The 16159-nt window shown below is 59.8% G+C and carries 16 protein-coding genes; 9 read left to right on the top strand and 7 right to left on the bottom strand.

What is annotated here, in order from left to right:
* Nucleotides 1-227 precede the first annotated feature (227 nt).
* Together Q4S41_RS11010 and Q4S41_RS11015 are read left to right on the top strand one after the other, a co-directional pair.
* Nucleotides 228-1859, top strand: coding sequence for an ABC-F family ATP-binding cassette domain-containing protein (locus Q4S41_RS11010; protein WP_305031164.1), 1632 nt, complete (start codon nucleotides 228-230; stop codon nucleotides 1857-1859).
* A gap of 101 nt (nucleotides 1860-1960) precedes the next feature.
* The gene (locus tag Q4S41_RS11015; protein ID WP_305031165.1) at nucleotides 1961-2758 is read left to right on the top strand and encodes a hypothetical protein; all 798 of its coding nucleotides are present in this window, start codon (nucleotides 1961-1963) and stop codon (nucleotides 2756-2758) included.
* A gap of 84 nt (nucleotides 2759-2842) precedes the next feature.
* On the opposite strand, the gene Q4S41_RS11020 is transcribed toward Q4S41_RS11015, so the two are convergent.
* On the bottom strand, nucleotides 2843-3001 hold the full coding sequence (locus Q4S41_RS11020; protein ID WP_305031166.1) for a lmo0937 family membrane protein: 159 nt from the start codon (nucleotides 2999-3001) through the stop codon (nucleotides 2843-2845).
* A gap of 206 nt (nucleotides 3002-3207) precedes the next feature.
* On the opposite strand from Q4S41_RS11020, the gene Q4S41_RS11025 reads away from it, so the two are divergent.
* Entirely contained in the window at nucleotides 3208-4098 is an 891-nt protein-coding gene (locus tag Q4S41_RS11025; RefSeq protein WP_305031294.1) for a 3-hydroxybutyryl-CoA dehydrogenase, read from the top strand.
* Between the two features lie 213 nt (nucleotides 4099-4311).
* Nucleotides 4312-4848, top strand: coding sequence for a peptide-methionine (S)-S-oxide reductase MsrA (gene msrA, locus Q4S41_RS11030; RefSeq protein WP_305031167.1), 537 nt, complete (start codon nucleotides 4312-4314; stop codon nucleotides 4846-4848).
* Nucleotides 4849-4982: 134 nt separating this feature from the next.
* On the opposite strand, the gene Q4S41_RS11035 is transcribed toward msrA, so the two are convergent.
* Both Q4S41_RS11035 and Q4S41_RS11040 read right to left on the bottom strand, forming a co-directional pair.
* A complete protein-coding gene (locus tag Q4S41_RS11035) occupies nucleotides 4983-5348 on the bottom strand; it encodes a hypothetical protein (protein ID WP_305031168.1) in 366 nt (121 codons plus the stop codon).
* 11 nt (nucleotides 5349-5359) lie between these two features.
* Nucleotides 5360-6184 carry a 2,3,4,5-tetrahydropyridine-2,6-dicarboxylate N-succinyltransferase gene (locus tag Q4S41_RS11040; RefSeq protein ID WP_305031169.1) on the bottom strand — a complete coding sequence of 275 codons (825 nt, stop codon included), beginning with the start codon at nucleotides 6182-6184 and terminating at the stop codon, nucleotides 5360-5362.
* A gap of 118 nt (nucleotides 6185-6302) precedes the next feature.
* Here Q4S41_RS11040 and Q4S41_RS11045 point away from each other — a divergent pair, with 118 nt between their 5' ends.
* From Q4S41_RS11045 to Q4S41_RS11065, 5 genes are all read left to right on the top strand, one after another.
* Entirely contained in the window at nucleotides 6303-7454 is a 1152-nt protein-coding gene (locus Q4S41_RS11045) for a glycosyltransferase (protein WP_305031170.1), read from the top strand.
* Between the two features lie 112 nt (nucleotides 7455-7566).
* Nucleotides 7567-8577 carry a 3-oxoacyl-ACP synthase III family protein gene (locus Q4S41_RS11050; RefSeq protein ID WP_305031171.1) on the top strand — a complete coding sequence of 337 codons (1011 nt, stop codon included), beginning with the start codon at nucleotides 7567-7569 and terminating at the stop codon, nucleotides 8575-8577.
* A gap of 111 nt (nucleotides 8578-8688) precedes the next feature.
* Nucleotides 8689-9351, top strand: a complete 663-nt coding sequence (locus Q4S41_RS11055; protein WP_305031172.1) for a metal-dependent transcriptional regulator — start codon at nucleotides 8689-8691, stop codon at nucleotides 9349-9351.
* A 59-nt stretch (nucleotides 9352-9410) separates the two neighbouring features.
* Nucleotides 9411-10853 carry a tRNA uridine-5-carboxymethylaminomethyl(34) synthesis GTPase MnmE gene (gene mnmE, locus Q4S41_RS11060; RefSeq protein ID WP_305031173.1) on the top strand — a complete coding sequence of 481 codons (1443 nt, stop codon included), beginning with the start codon at nucleotides 9411-9413 and terminating at the stop codon, nucleotides 10851-10853.
* Between the two features lie 204 nt (nucleotides 10854-11057).
* Nucleotides 11058-12350: a citrate synthase gene (locus Q4S41_RS11065; RefSeq protein ID WP_305031174.1), complete on the top strand. Its 1293-nt coding sequence runs from the start codon at nucleotides 11058-11060 to the stop codon at nucleotides 12348-12350.
* A gap of 89 nt (nucleotides 12351-12439) precedes the next feature.
* On the opposite strand, the gene Q4S41_RS11070 is transcribed toward Q4S41_RS11065, so the two are convergent.
* The 4 genes from Q4S41_RS11070 to Q4S41_RS11085 all read right to left on the bottom strand — a co-directional run bounded on the left by Q4S41_RS11070 (nucleotide 12440) and on the right by Q4S41_RS11085 (nucleotide 16006).
* Complete coding sequence (locus Q4S41_RS11070) at nucleotides 12440-12634, bottom strand: DUF4177 domain-containing protein (RefSeq protein ID WP_305031175.1); 195 nt, start codon at nucleotides 12632-12634, stop codon at nucleotides 12440-12442.
* Between the two features lie 53 nt (nucleotides 12635-12687).
* Nucleotides 12688-13062 carry a hypothetical protein gene (locus tag Q4S41_RS11075; RefSeq protein ID WP_305031176.1) on the bottom strand — a complete coding sequence of 125 codons (375 nt, stop codon included), beginning with the start codon at nucleotides 13060-13062 and terminating at the stop codon, nucleotides 12688-12690.
* Nucleotides 13063-13409: 347 nt separating this feature from the next.
* Nucleotides 13410-15386 (bottom strand): OmpA family protein, encoded by a 1977-nt coding sequence (locus Q4S41_RS11080; protein ID WP_305031177.1) that lies wholly within the window; start codon nucleotides 15384-15386, stop codon nucleotides 13410-13412.
* An 8-nt stretch (nucleotides 15387-15394) separates the two neighbouring features.
* Nucleotides 15395-16006 carry a 7-carboxy-7-deazaguanine synthase QueE gene (locus Q4S41_RS11085; RefSeq protein ID WP_305031295.1) on the bottom strand — a complete coding sequence of 204 codons (612 nt, stop codon included), beginning with the start codon at nucleotides 16004-16006 and terminating at the stop codon, nucleotides 15395-15397.
* Nucleotides 16007-16159 lie beyond the last annotated feature (153 nt).

The following is a 16159-nucleotide window of genomic DNA, read 5'->3' on the forward strand; positions in this document are numbered from 1 at the left end:
ATTTTATACTAGCCCAGCGGCCGAGAGGTTTTGGCCGGGGCCGAAATACCTGACGCCCATCCACATTTAGCTGGTTGGCGGGCACTAATTGCCGCGGGGAAGAGTTATTTTCGCTAAGCCCGCCAAGTAGTTGGGCAATACGGATTCCGGCCTGGTTCCTGTTGCGTAATTTTGCGGGCAGATGCGCCCGGCGGCGCGCCTTTTGTAAGCTTCTATTTTCTGACTGAATGATTTCCACCTCCAATGTGAGCCTGCGCTACGGCAAGCGCGTGCTGTTTGAAGACGTTACTGTTAAATTCCTGCCCGGCAACGTGTACGGCCTGATTGGGGCCAACGGGGCCGGCAAGTCCACGTTCCTGAAAATTCTGTCGGGCGAAATCGAGCCCAACACCGGCTCGGTGGAAATGCCCGCTGGCCAGCGCCTGGCCGTGCTGAAGCAGAACCAGTTTGCCTACGACGACCAGCCCGTGCTGCAAACCGTGATTCAGGGCCACCAGCAGCTGGCCAACGTGATGAAGGAGAAGGACGCCCTCTACGCCAAGTACGACGCGGGCACCGCCACCGACGCCGACGGCGAGCGCCTGGGCGTGCTCGAAGGCGAGTTTGCCGACATGAACGGCTGGGACGCCGACTACCAGGCTGCCGAGCTGCTCTCCGGCTTGGGCATCACCGAAGACAAGCACTACGCGCTGATGGCCGACCTCGGCGCCAGCGAAAAGGTGCGCGTGCTGCTGGCCCAGGCCCTGTTTGGCAACCCCGACGTGCTGCTGCTCGACGAACCGACCAACAATCTGGACGCCGAGAGCGTGCTGTGGCTCGAAAACTTCCTCGATAGCTTTGAGAATACGGTGATTGTGGTGAGCCACGACCGCCACTTCCTCGACGCCGTGTGCAACTACATGGCCGACCTGGATTTCTCGAAAATCACGATGTACCCCGGCAACTACTCGTTCTGGTACGAGAGCAGCCAGCTGGCCCTGCGCCAGCGCCAGGACGTGAACAAGAAAACCGAAGACAAGCGCAAGGAACTCGAAGAGTTTGTGCGCCGCTTCTCGGCCAACGCCTCGAAATCGAAGCAGGCCACCAGCCGCCAGAAGCTGCTGCAAAAGCTCACGCTGGAGGAAATCAAGCCCTCCTCGCGCCGCTACCCCTACATCGCCTTCAAACCCGAGCGCGAAGCCGGCAACCAGTTGCTGAGCGTGGAAGGCGTGAGCAAGACGGTGGACGGCCAGTCGGTGCTGAAAAACGTGACGTTCTCGCTCGACAAGGGCGACAAGGTGGCCATTGTGGGCCGCGACGACCGCGCCGCTTCCCTCCTGTTCGACATCCTGTTTGGCGAAGCCCAGGCCGATAAAGGCGAGTTCAAGTGGGGCACCACCATCACGCCCAGCTACTTCCCGAAGGAAAACAGCGCCTTTTTCCAGGCCGACAACATGAACCTAGTGGACTGGCTGCGGCAGTACTCCGTGGACAAGGACGAAAGCTTCGTGCGCGGCTGGCTGGGCCGGATGTTGTTTTCGGGCGAGGAAAGCCAGAAGAAGCCCAACGTGCTGAGCGGCGGTGAGAAAGTGCGCTGCATGCTCTCGAAAATGATGCTGGAAAGCGGCAACGTGCTGGTGCTCGACGACCCGACGAACCACCTGGACCTGGAAAGCATTCAGGCCCTGAACAACGGTCTGAAGGACTTCACGGGCTCGCTCATATTTGCCTCGCACGACTTGCAGTTCATTGATACCGTAGCCAACCGCATCATCGAGCTCACGCCCGACGGCATCATTGACCGGCGCATGAACTACGAAGAGTACCTGGCCGACGAGACGCTGAAAGCGCAGCGCCAGAAAATGTACCAACTGGCGTAAGTATTCGACGAATGGCAGAACGATGAACGGGTTAAAATTCGTTACTTCATCGACCGTTAATGCGCTCATCGTCAACTTTCATTTTTCATTCTGCTTCTCACATGAAACGACATTTGCTTCCGTTACTGCTGCTGGTGGGTGTGGCTTATCTGCCGGCCCAGCAGGCGCAGGCGCAAGACAAGCCCGTGCTGAACTCGGCGCCTCCCGGCCCGCCGCCCACGCCGCCGCGCCCGGTGGAGCCAACCCCGGCACCGGCCACCCAGCCGGCTACGCAGCCCGCCCCGGAGCCCCAGCCCGAGGTTCGGCCGACCCCGGATGCGCCTTCGGGCCTGGATTTTCCGAATCGCAAGGCCACGAAGGCCGGCGGGGCCGAAAGCCGGCCGGCCACCAAGAAGTTTATTTACACCAACGTGGGCCTGGGCTTTGCTTCGAATGGCGGGCTGAACCAGTTCAACGTGAGCGCGGCCCCGGCGCTGGGCTACCGGGTTACGGATAAGTTTGCCATCGGCCCCGGCATTTCCTACGCCTACAGCAGCTACAGCCTGAGCAACAGCGCCACCAATGCCGGCTACGTGCTGAACCGGCAGGGCGACAAAAGCATCAGCTCCAGCAGCGTCGGCTTCAAGGGCTTTGCGCAGTACATCGTGTACAAGGAATTCTTTTTGCACGCCGAGTACGAAGTCACCAATGCGGAGCTGATTGACTACGACGGCAACAACGGATACTTCAAATACAAGCGCACCGTGACCACGCCGCTGGCCGGCATCGGCTACCGCTCTTATCTGGGCGAGCACGCCGCGGTCGATATTGTGGGGCTGTACAACTTCGACAGTTCATTTGGTTCGCTGTATCCGGGGTTTGTGCTGCGGTTTAGCTTCCTGTTCGACATCGGCAAATAGCCCCGCCAACAAAACACAAAAAAGCCGTGCTGATTGCTCAGCACGGCTTTTTTGTGTTTTTAAGTTAACCCAGCGGGTTGCGCTTTAGACAGCGCTTCGGCCGCTGATGACGCGCAGCAGAATGGCGATAATTGCAATCACCAGCAGCGTGTGAATAATGCCACCCGTGTAAAAGCCCCCGAAGAAGCTAACGGCCCAGATGATTACAAGAATGACGGCGATGATATACAGGAGGTTGCCCATGGCTAGTGTGAGTGAAGGAGGTGAAAGAAACAAACTATGCGGCTTTGTACGCGGGTGTTTGTAAAAGGATATATTAATTGAAAAAAAAGTTGAAAACCGCAAACAAAACGGCGGTTGCGCACCCCGCCGTAGCTTTGCAACGCCTGGCAGCTGGCCGGCATTCGTATTCCCACCCACTCTTTTTCCCACCCACTCTTTCGTTATTCATTATGAACGTCGCCGTTATTGGCTCTGGCACCATGGGCAATGGCATTGCCCACGTATTTGCGCAACACGGCTTTGCTGTGGCCCTCATCGATATCAGCCAGCCCGCGCTGGACCGTGCCCTGGGCACCATCACCAAAAACCTCGACCGCCAGGTGGCCAAAGCCACGCTGAGCGAAGACGACAAAACCGCTACGTTGGGCCGCTTGCGCACCTTCACCTCGCTGGCCGAGGGCGTGGCGGGCGCGGAGCTGGTGGTAGAAGCCGCCACCGAGAACGTAGACCTCAAGCTGCAAATCTTTCGCGACCTCGACCAGCACGCGCCGGCCGGGGCCATTCTGGCGTCGAACACCTCGTCGATTTCCATTACCAAGATTGCGGCCGTGACCAAGCGCCCGCAGCAGGTGATTGGCATGCACTTCATGAACCCCGTGCCGGTGATGAAGCTGGTGGAGGTGATTCGCGGCTACGCCACGTCCGACGCCGTGACGGCGCGCGTGATGGACCTCTCGCGCCAGCTGGGCAAAACCCCAACGGAGGTGAACGACTACCCCGGCTTCGTGGCCAACCGCATTCTGATGCCGATGATTAACGAGGCCATCATCACGCTGTTTGAGGGCGTGGCGGGCGTCGAGGAGATTGACACGGTGATGAAGCTGGGCATGGCCCACCCGATGGGGCCGCTGCAGCTGGCCGATTTCATTGGGCTGGATGTGTGCCTGGCCATTCTGCGGGTGTTGCACGAGGGCTTGGGCAACCCCAAATACGCTCCCTGCCCGCTGCTGGTGAACATGGTGATGGCCGGCCGCCTGGGCGTGAAGTCGGGCGAAGGCTTCTACCAGCACACGGCCGGCTCGAAGGAGCTGGTGGTGGCCGAGCGGTTCCGGAAGTAGCCGTTACCAGAATCCTCAGAACGTCATGCTGAGCGCCGCCGAAGCATCTCTACCGTGAAAGTAATTTATTTACTATTGCGATAGAGATGCTTCGGCGGCGCTCAGCATGACGTTCTTTTTGTGCATGTTTTTACACAGTTAACCTGTGTAAGGAAATAACCCCGGCCACGTCTACCGCGTTGTTACCAACAACAACGAATCAATTTCCTACCCATGCAAAAAGCAACATTTGGCGCCGGCTGCTTCTGGTGCGTCGAGGCCGTATTTCAGAACCTGAAGGGCGTGGAGAAAGTGGTGTCCGGTTACGCCGGCGGCCGCATTGCCAACCCAACTTATAAGGAAGTATGCAGCGGCCTTACGGGCCACAACGAGGTGATTGACATCACCTTCGACCCGGCCGTTATCAGCTATAAAGAACTGCTCGAAATCTTCTGGAAAACCCACGACCCGACCACGCTCAACCGCCAGGGTAACGACGTGGGCACCCAGTACCGCTCGGGTATCTACTACCACAACGAGGAACAAAAGCAGCTCGCCGAGGAGTATAAAAAGAAGCTCAACGACAACCACGCTTTCCCCAATCCGGTGGTGACGGAGATTCTGCCCGCCCCCACCTTCTACCCCGCCGAGGACTACCACCAGAACTACTTCAACCTGCACGGGCACGAGCCCTACTGCCAGTTTGTGGCTCGCCCCAAGGTGGATAAGGTGAAGGCGTTGTTCGGCGAGAAGCTGAAGGCGGGGGTGTAATTCGCTTGCTTCGTTTCAATAAAAAAAGCCCGCTGATTAGCGGGCTTTTTTTATTTTCAGGAAACATGCTTTACCAACTTGTGGATGGCGGTCAGCTTTGCTTCGGTCCACCCATTTCGGAAATGCACATAGAACTACTCATCGCCATTATAAAATAATGCCCAGACTCTGGCCGGATTGTTACGGCTCAGGCTACGGGTAGTAAGCCCACCGGCCACCCGGCTATATTCCAGCACAACTGGTGCGATATCACGGAATAGTCGTTGGTATTTTACTACGCCCGCAGCTTGGTCAACCTGAATGAATAGCAGCGGTCCATCAACTACTAAGGAGAATAAAAAAGCGAAATTGATGTAACCGGCAGCTTTCGCAAAGTCTGCATAAGCGAAACGGTGATGCGGTTCAGAATAGAGTACCAGCCCTGCGGTCACGCCTGTTGCAGCCAGATTTAAAAGAAACCAGCTCCGCAACAGCTTCCAGTAGTCAATCCTGAATATCATCTTGAATTCACTTACACGCTCACCCCAAAGTCACGCAACGCATCGTTCAACGACGTTTTCAAGTCCGTGCTAGGCTTGCGCTGGCCGATGATGAGGGCGCATGGAACCTGGTACTCGCCGGCCGGAAACTGCTTGGCGATGGAGCCGGGAATGACCACCGAGCGTGGCGGCACGTAGCCGCGGTATTCCTTGGGCTCGGGGCCAGTTACGTCGATAATTTTGGTGCTGCCGGTGATAGTGACGCCCGCACCAATCACGGCCTCTTTGCCGATGCGGCAGCCCTCCACGAGGATGCTGCGCGAGCCGATGAAGGCGCCATCCTCGATGATGACAGGGGCCGCCTGCACGGGCTCCAGCACGCCGCCGAGGCCCACGCCGCCGCTCAGGTGCACGCCTTTGCCTACTTGCGCGCAGCTGCCCACGGTGGCCCAGGTGTCCACCATCGTGCCCTCGCCCACGTAGGCGCCAATGTTGGTGTAGCTGGGCATGAGGATGACGCCGGGGGCCAGAAACGCGCCGTAGCGGGCCACGGCGGGCGGTACCACGCGCACCTGCTGGCCGGCGTAGTCGGTTTTGAGCAGCATCTTGTCGTGGTACTCGAAGGGGCCCACTTCCTGGGTGCTCATCTGGCGGATGGGGAAGTAGAGAATCACGGCCTTCTTCACCCACTCGTTGATGGTCCACTCGCCGCCGTCTTCGGTGGGCGGGGTGGCCACGCGCAGGCGGCCTTTGTCGAGTTCCTCAATGACGTGCTCGATGGCGACTTTGGTTTCGGGGGTTTGGAGCAGGGCGCGGTCGGCCCAGGCGGCTTCAATTTGGGTTTGGAGGTCAGCCATTGGTCAGGGCGAGGAATTAGAGATGAAAAGCCGCTGGTATGAACCGCAGCATCTTTGGAAGCCGCAAAACTACCATCTTTGGGGCGTGTTTGGCTACGGTTCTTCTCAGGTAAGGGTATTGCTGGCTTCGGTACTGAAGCCCGTAGACGATACCCGTATGCGGGGCAAGTTTGCCGAAACCCTGCGGGAGCGGCCCAACGTGCAGGTTCATATCGCCGGCCGGGCGGTTGCCGATGCGCGGCTGCAAGGCTCGTTCGCAGCGCAGGAACAAGTCAGGCAGCATCCCATTTTTGAGGGCTCGCGCCTGAGCCTGGGCCGGCTGATGGCGCAGGTACGTTACTGGCAGCTGCTAGAGCGGCTGCAGCCTGCTTTGGTTGTCGTGCACGCGCCGGAGCTGCTGCCGCTCACGCTGCTCTGGCGGTGGCTGGGTCGGGGCCGCCGATTCATTTACGACATCCGCGAAAACTATGCCCTCAACGTGCGCACGCAACGCGTATACGGGGGCCTGGTGCGCCGCGTGTTGGCGGCCGGCTTGCGCTGGGTTGAAACACGGGCCGCCCAAAATGGCTCGGCCATTATATTGGCCGAAGCCAGCTATGCTGCCGAACTACCGTATTTGCGCCTGCTGCCGGCCAACCGCGTTGTGGTGCTGGAAAACAAGTATCAGCCGGCGCCTGACGAACCCCTGGCCGCGCGCGCGCATCAACTGCCGCCCCCCGACCAGCCTTTGCGCCTGCTCTACTCAGGCACCATTTCGGAATTGAATGGCGTGTGGGACGCCATTGCCTTTGCCCGGCAGTTGCGCTCGGCCTGGCCCGGCGGGGTGCAGCTCACCATCATCGGCTTTTGCCAGCAGCCCGGCTTGCTGCGGCAGCTGCAAGAAGTCGTGGCTCAAAATTCGGCCTGGCTGAAATTGATAGGCGGAGCCGAAATGGTGCCGCACGCCGACATTGTGGCCGAAATAGGCCGCAGCGACCTCGGCCTGCTGCCCTACCGGCCCCACACCAGCACAGAGCGGTGCCGGCCCACCAAACTGTTCGAATACCTCGCCCACGGCCTGCCCATCCTCGCCTCGCCCAACCCGCTCTGGCAGGCGCTCATCCACCAATACGGCGCCGGCCTATCGGTCGATTTCGTGGCCCCGCTGGATGGGCCGTCCTTTGCAGCCCGGCTGCGCGGCACCATTTTTTATCCGAACGGGATTCCGGCCGACGCTAGCTGGGCATCCGAAGGCAAAAAATTGTGGCTTTTGCTGGATTCTCTCGTTTAAACCACCACCTTTGCGCCCATTTTGCGTCAACCCTTCTGGTTGAATGAGTGCCCGGCAGTTTCCGTTGGCGCTTCTATCCGCTCAGAATTCCCACTTTACTCCCCTCAAGCCCATGGCCACGCTACGTCATTCATACATCGCCGGAGTCGGCCACTACGTTCCCAGCCGCGTGGTTACCAACGCCGAGCTCGAACCCCTGATGAACACCTCCGATGCCTGGATTCAGGAGCGGACCGGCATTCAGGAGCGCCGCTGGTTTGAGGAAGGCAAGGACACCACCGCCAACATGGGGGCCAACGCCGCCCGCAAGGCCCTAGAAATGGCCAGCGTCGAGGCCAACGACGTGCAGATGATTGTATTTGCCACGCTCTCGCCCGACTACTTTTTTCCCGGCTCCGGCGTGCTTCTGCAGCGCGAGCTGGGCATCAGCAATAACTGCCCCGCCCTCGACGTGCGCAACCAGTGTTCAGGATTCGTGTATGCCCTTTCGGTGGCCGACCAGTTTATCCGCACCGGCATGTACGACACGGTGCTGGTGGTGGGCTCCGAAATCCATTCTTCGGGCCTGGACAAATCGCCCGAGGGCCGCGGCGTTTCGGTCATTTTCGGCGACGGCGCCGGTGCCGTAGTGCTGCGCCCCAGCACCACCGAAGGCCAGGGCATCCTGAGCACCCACCTGCACGCACAGGGCGAATTCGCCGAGGAGCTCATTGTGAAGGAGCCGGGTTCAAACCGCGACAACCGCGCTGACTACGTGGTGGCTAACAAGCAGGACCTCTATCCCTACATGAACGGCCAGAACGTGTTCAAGCACGCCGTGGTGCGCTTCCCGCAGGTCATCAAGGAGGCCCTGGAGCAAAACGGCTACCAGTCCACCGACGTCGACATGCTCATCCCGCACCAAGCCAACCTGCGCATCACCCAGTACGTGCAGCAGAAAATGGGCCTGACCGACGACAAAGTATTCAGCAACATCCAGCGCTATGGCAACACCACCGCCGCCTCCGTGCCCATCGCCCTGAGCGAGGCCGTGCAGGCAGGCAAAATCAAGCGCGGCGACCTGGTGTGCCTGGCCGCTTTCGGCTCCGGTTTCACCTGGGCCTCGGCGCTGATTAAATGGTAGGCCGCCTGTCATGCTGAGCGTAGTCGAAGCATCTCTACCGCGCAAGCAATCAATTTTACTGCTGCGGTAGTGAGGCTTCGGCTACGCTCAGCATGACGTTCTTTGTATTACATGCCCAGCCACACCGAGGAAAATTACCTGAAAGCCATTTTCAAGTTGGCCGAAGCCGAGCCCGAAACGGCCGGCGTGAGCACCAACCGCATCGCGGCGGCGCTGGCCACCCGGGCCCCTTCAGTCACGGACATGCTGCGGCGCCTGGCCGAGAAAAACCTGCTCAACTATGAGCGTTACCGCGGCGTGCAGCTCACGGCTGAGGGCGAACGGCTGGCGCTGCTCACCATCCGCAAGCACCGGCTCTGGGAGGTATTTCTGGTGCAGCAGCTCGGCTTTAGCTGGGACGAGGTGCACGACGTGGCCGAGGAACTGGAGCATGTGCAGTCGCCGCTGCTCATGCGCCGGCTCGACGCCTTCCTAGGCCACCCCGCCCTCGACCCCCACGGCGACCCCATTCCGGCCGAGGATGGTGCCATGCGCCGCCCCGCCCACCGCTTGCTGGCCGACCTCTGCACCGGCGAGCGCGGCACCCTGGCCGCCGTCAAAAACACCACCGCGCCTTTCCTGCAATACCTCGACAAAGTAGGCCTGCAGCTCGGCGCTGTGGTTGAAGTACTGGATAAGGTAGCATTTGATAACTCCTTTGAGCTTAGCATCAATAAGGAGCGCACGGCTTTGATTTCGGCCGAAGTCAGCCGCAATTTGTTTGTAACGGAATAAAGCTGAATGGGCGGTCAACGTCCACAAAATCCGACCAATCCGATTAATCCGCAGAATCAGTGGTTCAGACAATTTTTTCCGATACCATTGTCGCGTTGTCGACGCCGCCCGGCGCGGGCGCCCTGGCCGTGGTGCGCCTCTCGGGCCCGGCGGCGGTAGCCATTACGGCGACAGTTTTCTCCAATAAAAGCCTGACGAAGGCAGCCGGCCACACCCTGCACTACGGCACCCTGCGCGACCCGGCCAGCGCCGAAATCATCGACGAAGTGGTGGTGGCCCTGTACCGCGCCCCACGCTCCTTCACCCGGGAGGACGTGGTGGAAATCAGCTGTCACGGCTCCGACTACGTGGTACGCCAGGTGCTGGCGCTGCTCCTGCGCCACGGCGCCCGTTTGGCCGAAGCCGGCGAGTTTACCAAGCGCGCCTTCCTCAACGGCGCCATGGACCTGGCCCAGGCCGAAGCCGTGGCCGACCTCATCGCCGCCGACTCGGCCCTGAGCCACAAAGTGGCCCTGAACCAACTGCGCGGCGGCTTCTCGCAGGAGCTGCGCGACCTGCGCGCCCGACTCGTGCAGTTTGCCGCGCTGCTGGAGCTGGAGCTGGATTTTGGCGAAGAGGATGTGGAGTTTGCCGACCGCACCGGCTTGGCCCGGCTGCTCGCGGAAGTGCGCGGCGTGGTGGCGGCACTGCTTCGCTCCTTCGAGTTGGGTAACGTCATCAAAAACGGCATCACCGCCGTGATTGCCGGCCGGCCCAACGCTGGTAAGTCCACGCTGCTCAACGCCTTACTGCGCGAGGAGCGCGCTATCGTCTCGGCCATTCCCGGCACCACCCGCGACTTCATTGAGGACGAGGTGAGTATCGACGGCCTGCGTTTCCGCTTCGTGGATACCGCCGGCCTGCGCGACAACCCGGCCGACGAAGTCGAAGCCATCGGCGTGCAGCGCACCCGCCAGCGCGTGCGTCAGGCCGCTTTGCTCTTGTATCTATTCGATTTATCCGAAATAACCCCAGCCGAAGTCCGCGCCGAAATTCAGGAGCTGACCACCGGCCTGCACTTGCCGGTACTGGCCGTGGGCAACAAAACGGATTTGGCGTCTGCCGAAACCCTGCGGGCGTTTGAGCAGGCGTTTGATTCTGAATCAACTGATTACGCTAATTCAGCAGCCACAACTGTCTCGGCGCCACTCGTGCTCCTGGCGGCCGGGCATAACCAAGGGCTTGAGGCGCTGCAAACTGCGCTGGTAGCTCAGGTGCGCGGCTCGGCGCTGGAAAATACGGCTTCGGCCACCATTGTCACCAACGTGCGCCACGCGCGGGCCCTGGAAACCGCCGCCGCTCACCTGGCGGCCGTGCAAGCTGGCCTCGACACCGGCCGCGGCACCGAACTGCTGGCGGCCGACCTGCGCCACGCCCTGGCCGCCTTGGGTGAAATCACCGGCGAGATTTCCTCCGAGGATTTGCTCACCAGCATTTTCACGCAGTTCTGCATTGGCAAGTAATAGAGCTTTAACGCCGATTTAACTACTGGCGGCGCGAAATCTTCGCAAACGATGCCAAGCGCATTCAGGGCGCTTTTTGGGCGAATTTGCGAAACCATGCGGGCCCTTCCGTTGTAGTGAACAGCGTGCCGCAGCCCCGGAAATTTCCCGGCTTACGGCTTATGCCTTAGTTTCGCACCGTATTTTTTATCACCCCTCCCGCCCATGGCAGAATCTGCTGAACTCATCCTCGACGGCAAATCCATCACCTTGCCCGTCATCGAAGGCACCGAACACGAAAAAGCATTCGACATCGGTAAGCTACGCGACCAAACCGGCTACGTGACCCTCGATTCGGGCTACAAAAACACCGGCGCCACCAAAAGCGCCATCACCTTCCTCGACGGCGAAGAAGGCATTCTGCGCTACCGCGGCTATCCCATTGAGCAGCTGGCCGAAAAATCGAGCTTCCTCGAAGTGGCTTACCTGCTGATTTACGGCGCGCTGCCCACTGAGGCCGAGCTGGCGCACTTCAGCGGCCAAATCACCAAGCACACGCTGGTGCACGAGGACATGCGCAAGATTTTCGACGGTTTCCCGTCGGCCACGCACCCCATGGCCATCCTCTCGTCGCTCATCTGCGCCCTCACCGGCTTCTACCCGCAGAGCGTGTCGCCCGACCTCAGCCCCGAGGAGATGGAGCTCAACATCATCCGCCTGCTGGCGAAGATGCCGACCATCGCGGCCTGGACCTACAAAAACAACATGGGCCATCCGTTGAACTACCCGCGCAACGACATGGACTACTGCGCCAACTTCCTCTACATGATGTTCAGCTTCCCCACCGAGAAGTACGAAATGAACCCCGTAGTGGTAAGCGCCCTCAACAAGCTCCTCATCCTGCACGCCGACCACGAGCAGAACTGCTCCACCAGCACCGTGCGCCTAGTGGGCTCGGCCAACGCCAGCCTGTATGGCTCGGTTTCGGCTGGCATCAACGCCCTGTGGGGCCCGCTGCACGGCGGTGCCAACCAGGAAGTTATTGAGATGCTGGAAGCCATTGAGGCCGACGGCGGCGACACCAGCAAGTTCATCAACAAAGCCAAGGACAAGAACGACCCGTTCCGCCTCATGGGCTTCGGCCACCGCGTGTACAAGAACTTCGACCCGCGCGCCAAAATCATCAAAGTAGCCGCCGACGAGGTGCTGCAGGCCCTCGGCATGCAGGACAGCCCGCTGCTGAAAATCGCGCAGGAGCTGGAGCAGGCCGCCCTCACGGACCAGTACTTCATCGACCGCAAGCTGTACCCGAACGTGGACTTCTACTCGGGCATCATCTACAAAGCGCTGGGCATTCCCACCGAGATGTTCACCGTGATGTTCGCCCTGGGCCGCCTTCCCGGCTGGATTGCCCAGTGGAAAGAAATGCGCGAGAACAAAGAGCCCATCGGCCGCCCCCGCCAGATTTACACCGGCGAGCTGGAGCGCGACTACGTGGGCATCGACGCCCGCGCCTAACGGCTTTCGGATAAACAAAAAGCAGGGCCCTGAAACGAATTCGTTTCAGGGCCCTGCTTTTTGTGCGTTGTATGGGTGCGTAGGCTGCTTTAGGCCAGCACCTCGCGCTTGAGGGTGACGAGCAGCCCACGGGTTTGATGCGACGTGAAAATGGTGTCCACGACGGAAACCACCTCCCACCCTTCCCGGCCCAGTGCGTTCAGGTGATTAGTCAGTTCTTGGTAATCAATGCCGCTGAAAAAACCACTCACGGTATCCAGCAATCGATATTCAAAATGTTTCATGGGGTGCGGTACCGCAGCCCCGCTACCAAACGTACCGGGGCTGCAGCAAAAGCCTATTTGAGGCGGTGCGCGGTAAAGTTGTTGCGGAGCGACTGGTACGCGACCAGCTGTTGCGGCTGGAGCAGGGCGGCCAGTTCAAACTCGTAGCGCTGCTGGGCCTGCGACAGGCGGGTGTCGCGCTCCTCGGCACTAGCGCCATTGAGCAGAATTTCCAGGTCGCGCCGCTCCGTGAGCATATTCAGGTGCAGCTGCTTCACGGCGAGGTATTGGGCCTCGTTGAAGTGGATGTGCCGCGCCAGCGCCCGGGTGAGCGTGGTCGCACGGGCCATCATGGCCGGCGAGTAGGCACCGTCGCCGGGGCCGGCCATGGCAGCCGAGCCCGTATACACGCCCGCAGCAAGGCAGGCAGCCAGGAACAAGTTTTTCATGAATTGTGGGGGTGAATGGTGAAACGTATGATGAAAGGCCATTTGCATTGCTGTCGGCCTGTTCAAACGTAGTCACAATTTTCATTTGCACAAAATAACATTTTTATAGCACTTTTTTAATCAAATGATTTTTACTACTAATTATAAACACCTGATTTAAAGTTATTTCATTTGAATTAAAAAATCTAAACCTGAGCCAAAAAAAAAGCCCGCCAACGGGCGAACCATATTTTTTTGAGCGCGAATGCTATTAAATTTCCACTTGCTTAAAGCCTTGCTTTAAGTAAAATAGCCTCCGGCAGAAATTTCCACCGGAGGCCATTTGGGTTGCTTTGCTACCAACCAGCTTACAAAATATGCAGTTCGATACGCCGATTCAGCTGGCGGTGGGCCTCGGTGTCGTTGGCGGCCAGCGGGTGGCCCTCGCCGTAGCCCTTCGACCGGAGCCGGTTGCTGCTGATGCCGTGGCTCGACAGGTACTCGACCACGGCCTGGGCCCGGCGCTGCGAGAGCTGAATGTTGGCTTCCGGCGAACCCACGTTGTCCGTGTAGCCAGATACTTCAATCTGCACGTCGCGGTACTGGCGCAGGAACTCAATGAGCCGGTTGAGCTCGGTGCGCGACTGCGGCTTCAGCTCGTACTTGTTGGTGTCGTAAAACAGGTTGTTCAGCACCACGCTGCGGCCCGAGCGCACGGGCTCCAGGTAAATATCCAGCGACAGCGGGTCGAAGGTGCGCTGGCTGGAATAATCGAAGCTGAGGCTTTTGAGCAGGTACTTGTCGGCAGCGGCGTACATGGCGTAGTGGTGACCTTCGTTGAGCACCACGGTATAGTCGCCGTACTCGGGGTCGGAGGTCACAAACTGCGTCAGCACATCGGTGTCGAGGTCGTAGAGCTTCACCTCGGCCTTGAGCGGCTTTTTGGTATTGGCATCGAAGACGCGGCCCTGGGTGTAGGTGCTGGTTTCGCGGGCTTTCACGGGCGGCGGCACCGCGAAGCTAAACAGCTCCACTGGCCGCTCCCGGGCCAGGCGGTAGCCCCCCATTGGCTCATCCGACGCCTTAGTGCGGGAGCAAAACCCTTTTTGGTTATCGGAAGTGATGAACAGCGAGGCCTCGTTCTCGAACGTATTTAGCGGGTAGCCCAGGTTGCGTGGGGTACTCCAGCTGTTGTTCGCATTCTTCTCGCACCGAAACACATCGAGCCCGCCCATGCCCACCAGCCCGTCGGTCACATAATAAAGCGTGGTGCCGCTGGCGTGGATGAACGGGGCCATGTCCTTGCCAGCCGTGTTCACAGGTGTGCCCACGTTTTGGGCCATGCTCCAGTTGCCGTCGGGCTGCAGGGTGCTCACGTAAATGTCTTCCTGGCCCTGACCGCCGCGGCGCGTGGAGGTGAAGTACAGCGTCCGGCCGTCGGCCGAGAGCGAGGGCTGCGAGTCCCACTCCGTGGAGTTGACGTTGGTACCCAGGTTTACCGGGGTGCTCCAGTTGTTGCCCGTGCGGCGCGAGATGTACAGGTCGCAGTTGCCAATGGCCTTGGGACGGTCGCAGGAGGCAAATACCAGCGTCTTACCATCGCCTGAGATGGAGCCCGCGCCCTCGTTGTAGCTGGAGTTAATGGCGGGTGAAATCGGCACGGGGGCGCCCATGCCACCGTCTTTGCTCTGGCGGCTCACATACAGGTCTTCGCCGCTGCTGGCCGCCGGGCGGCCAGTGAAGAGCAGAAACCGGTTGTCGGCTGTAAGCGCCGGAAAGTACTGAAACTTGAAGGCGTTCATCGGTGCGGGCAATGCCACCGGGGCTTCGCCCACCGGATGCTTGATGGCATCCAGGGCAAACTCACAGGTGAGCAGCTGGCGCTGCGATTTGGCCAGATTCTTCTGGGTTTTGGGCGCTACTTTCAGCAGGTTCTTGTAGGCGTCGAGGGCCGTTTGGTAGTCGCCGTAGCTCAGGGCTAGGTCGCCGAGCAGCTGGTACTCCGAAGCATGCACGGCTTCGAGCGGCACTTTGCCCAGGCCGTCGCGGTAGGCGGCCATAGCGTTGCGGTTGTCGCCCATGGCCTTGAGCAACGAGCCTTTCAGCAGGAAAGCTTCGCCGAAGGAGGGAAACTTCTCATTGAGCTGGTTCAGCGTTTCCACGGCCTTCACGAAGTCGCGTTCCTTGGTCTGTTGCTGGGCTTTTTCCAGCAGCGACCGCGCCTTGGTATTGGTAGGTGTTTGCACTTTGGGCGTCAGCTGGGCCTGGGCCGTTTCGGCCGCCGTCAGGCCCAGCACACACATTACTCCGAGGCGCAACGCCCCCAACATTGTATTGCGACGCATAGGGTACGCTAAGGAATGTCCAGATACTTATGGGTTTGCAGCGACACCTGCCACTGCGGGTGCTGCTTCACGTATTCAACCAGCTCGGGCGTCATGCGCGCCGCGCGGCTCCACTCGGGCTGCAAGTATAAGCGCGTAGTGGCCGGCACCAAGGCGGCGTGCTCCTCGGCCCAGCCAAAATCGGAGTTGTTGAACACGATGATTTTCAATTCGTGCGCAGCGTCCAGCACTTCCTGCAGCGGCGCTTTGAATTTTTTGGGCGATACGCACACCCAATCCCACTGCCCGGAAAGCGGATGCGCCCCCGACGTTTCAATCCAGGTGTGGCAGCCAGCGGCGCGGAGCGCGGCCGTGAGCGGCCCCAAATTATGCATCAGCGGCTCGCCGCCGGTGATGACGACATTGCGCCCTGGGTACGCCAATACATTTTCGACCAGCTGCGCCACCGACTGCCGGGGGTGCGCGTCGGCGTCCCACGACTCTTTCACGTCGCACCAGACGCAGCCCACGTCGCAGCCGCCCAGCCGGATGAAATACGCCGCGCGGCCGGTATTGTAGCCTTCGCCCTGGATGGTGTAAAACTGCTCCATCACCGGAAGCAGCACGCTCTGATAATCCATCGGCTCTTCACCGGATGGTACAATTATTTCGGGAGAAAGTAAATTCACTGGTATCATGTCTAAATCGGCGTTGGGTAGCCAAGCAGCCCAAACGCTGGCGATGGGACACACTGTTCCAAGGCCGGACTTTAAAAGTACGGGTTCGGGTTACGA

Source organism: Hymenobacter convexus, from assembly GCF_030580955.1.
Lineage (GTDB): Bacteria > Bacteroidota > Bacteroidia > Cytophagales > Hymenobacteraceae > Hymenobacter.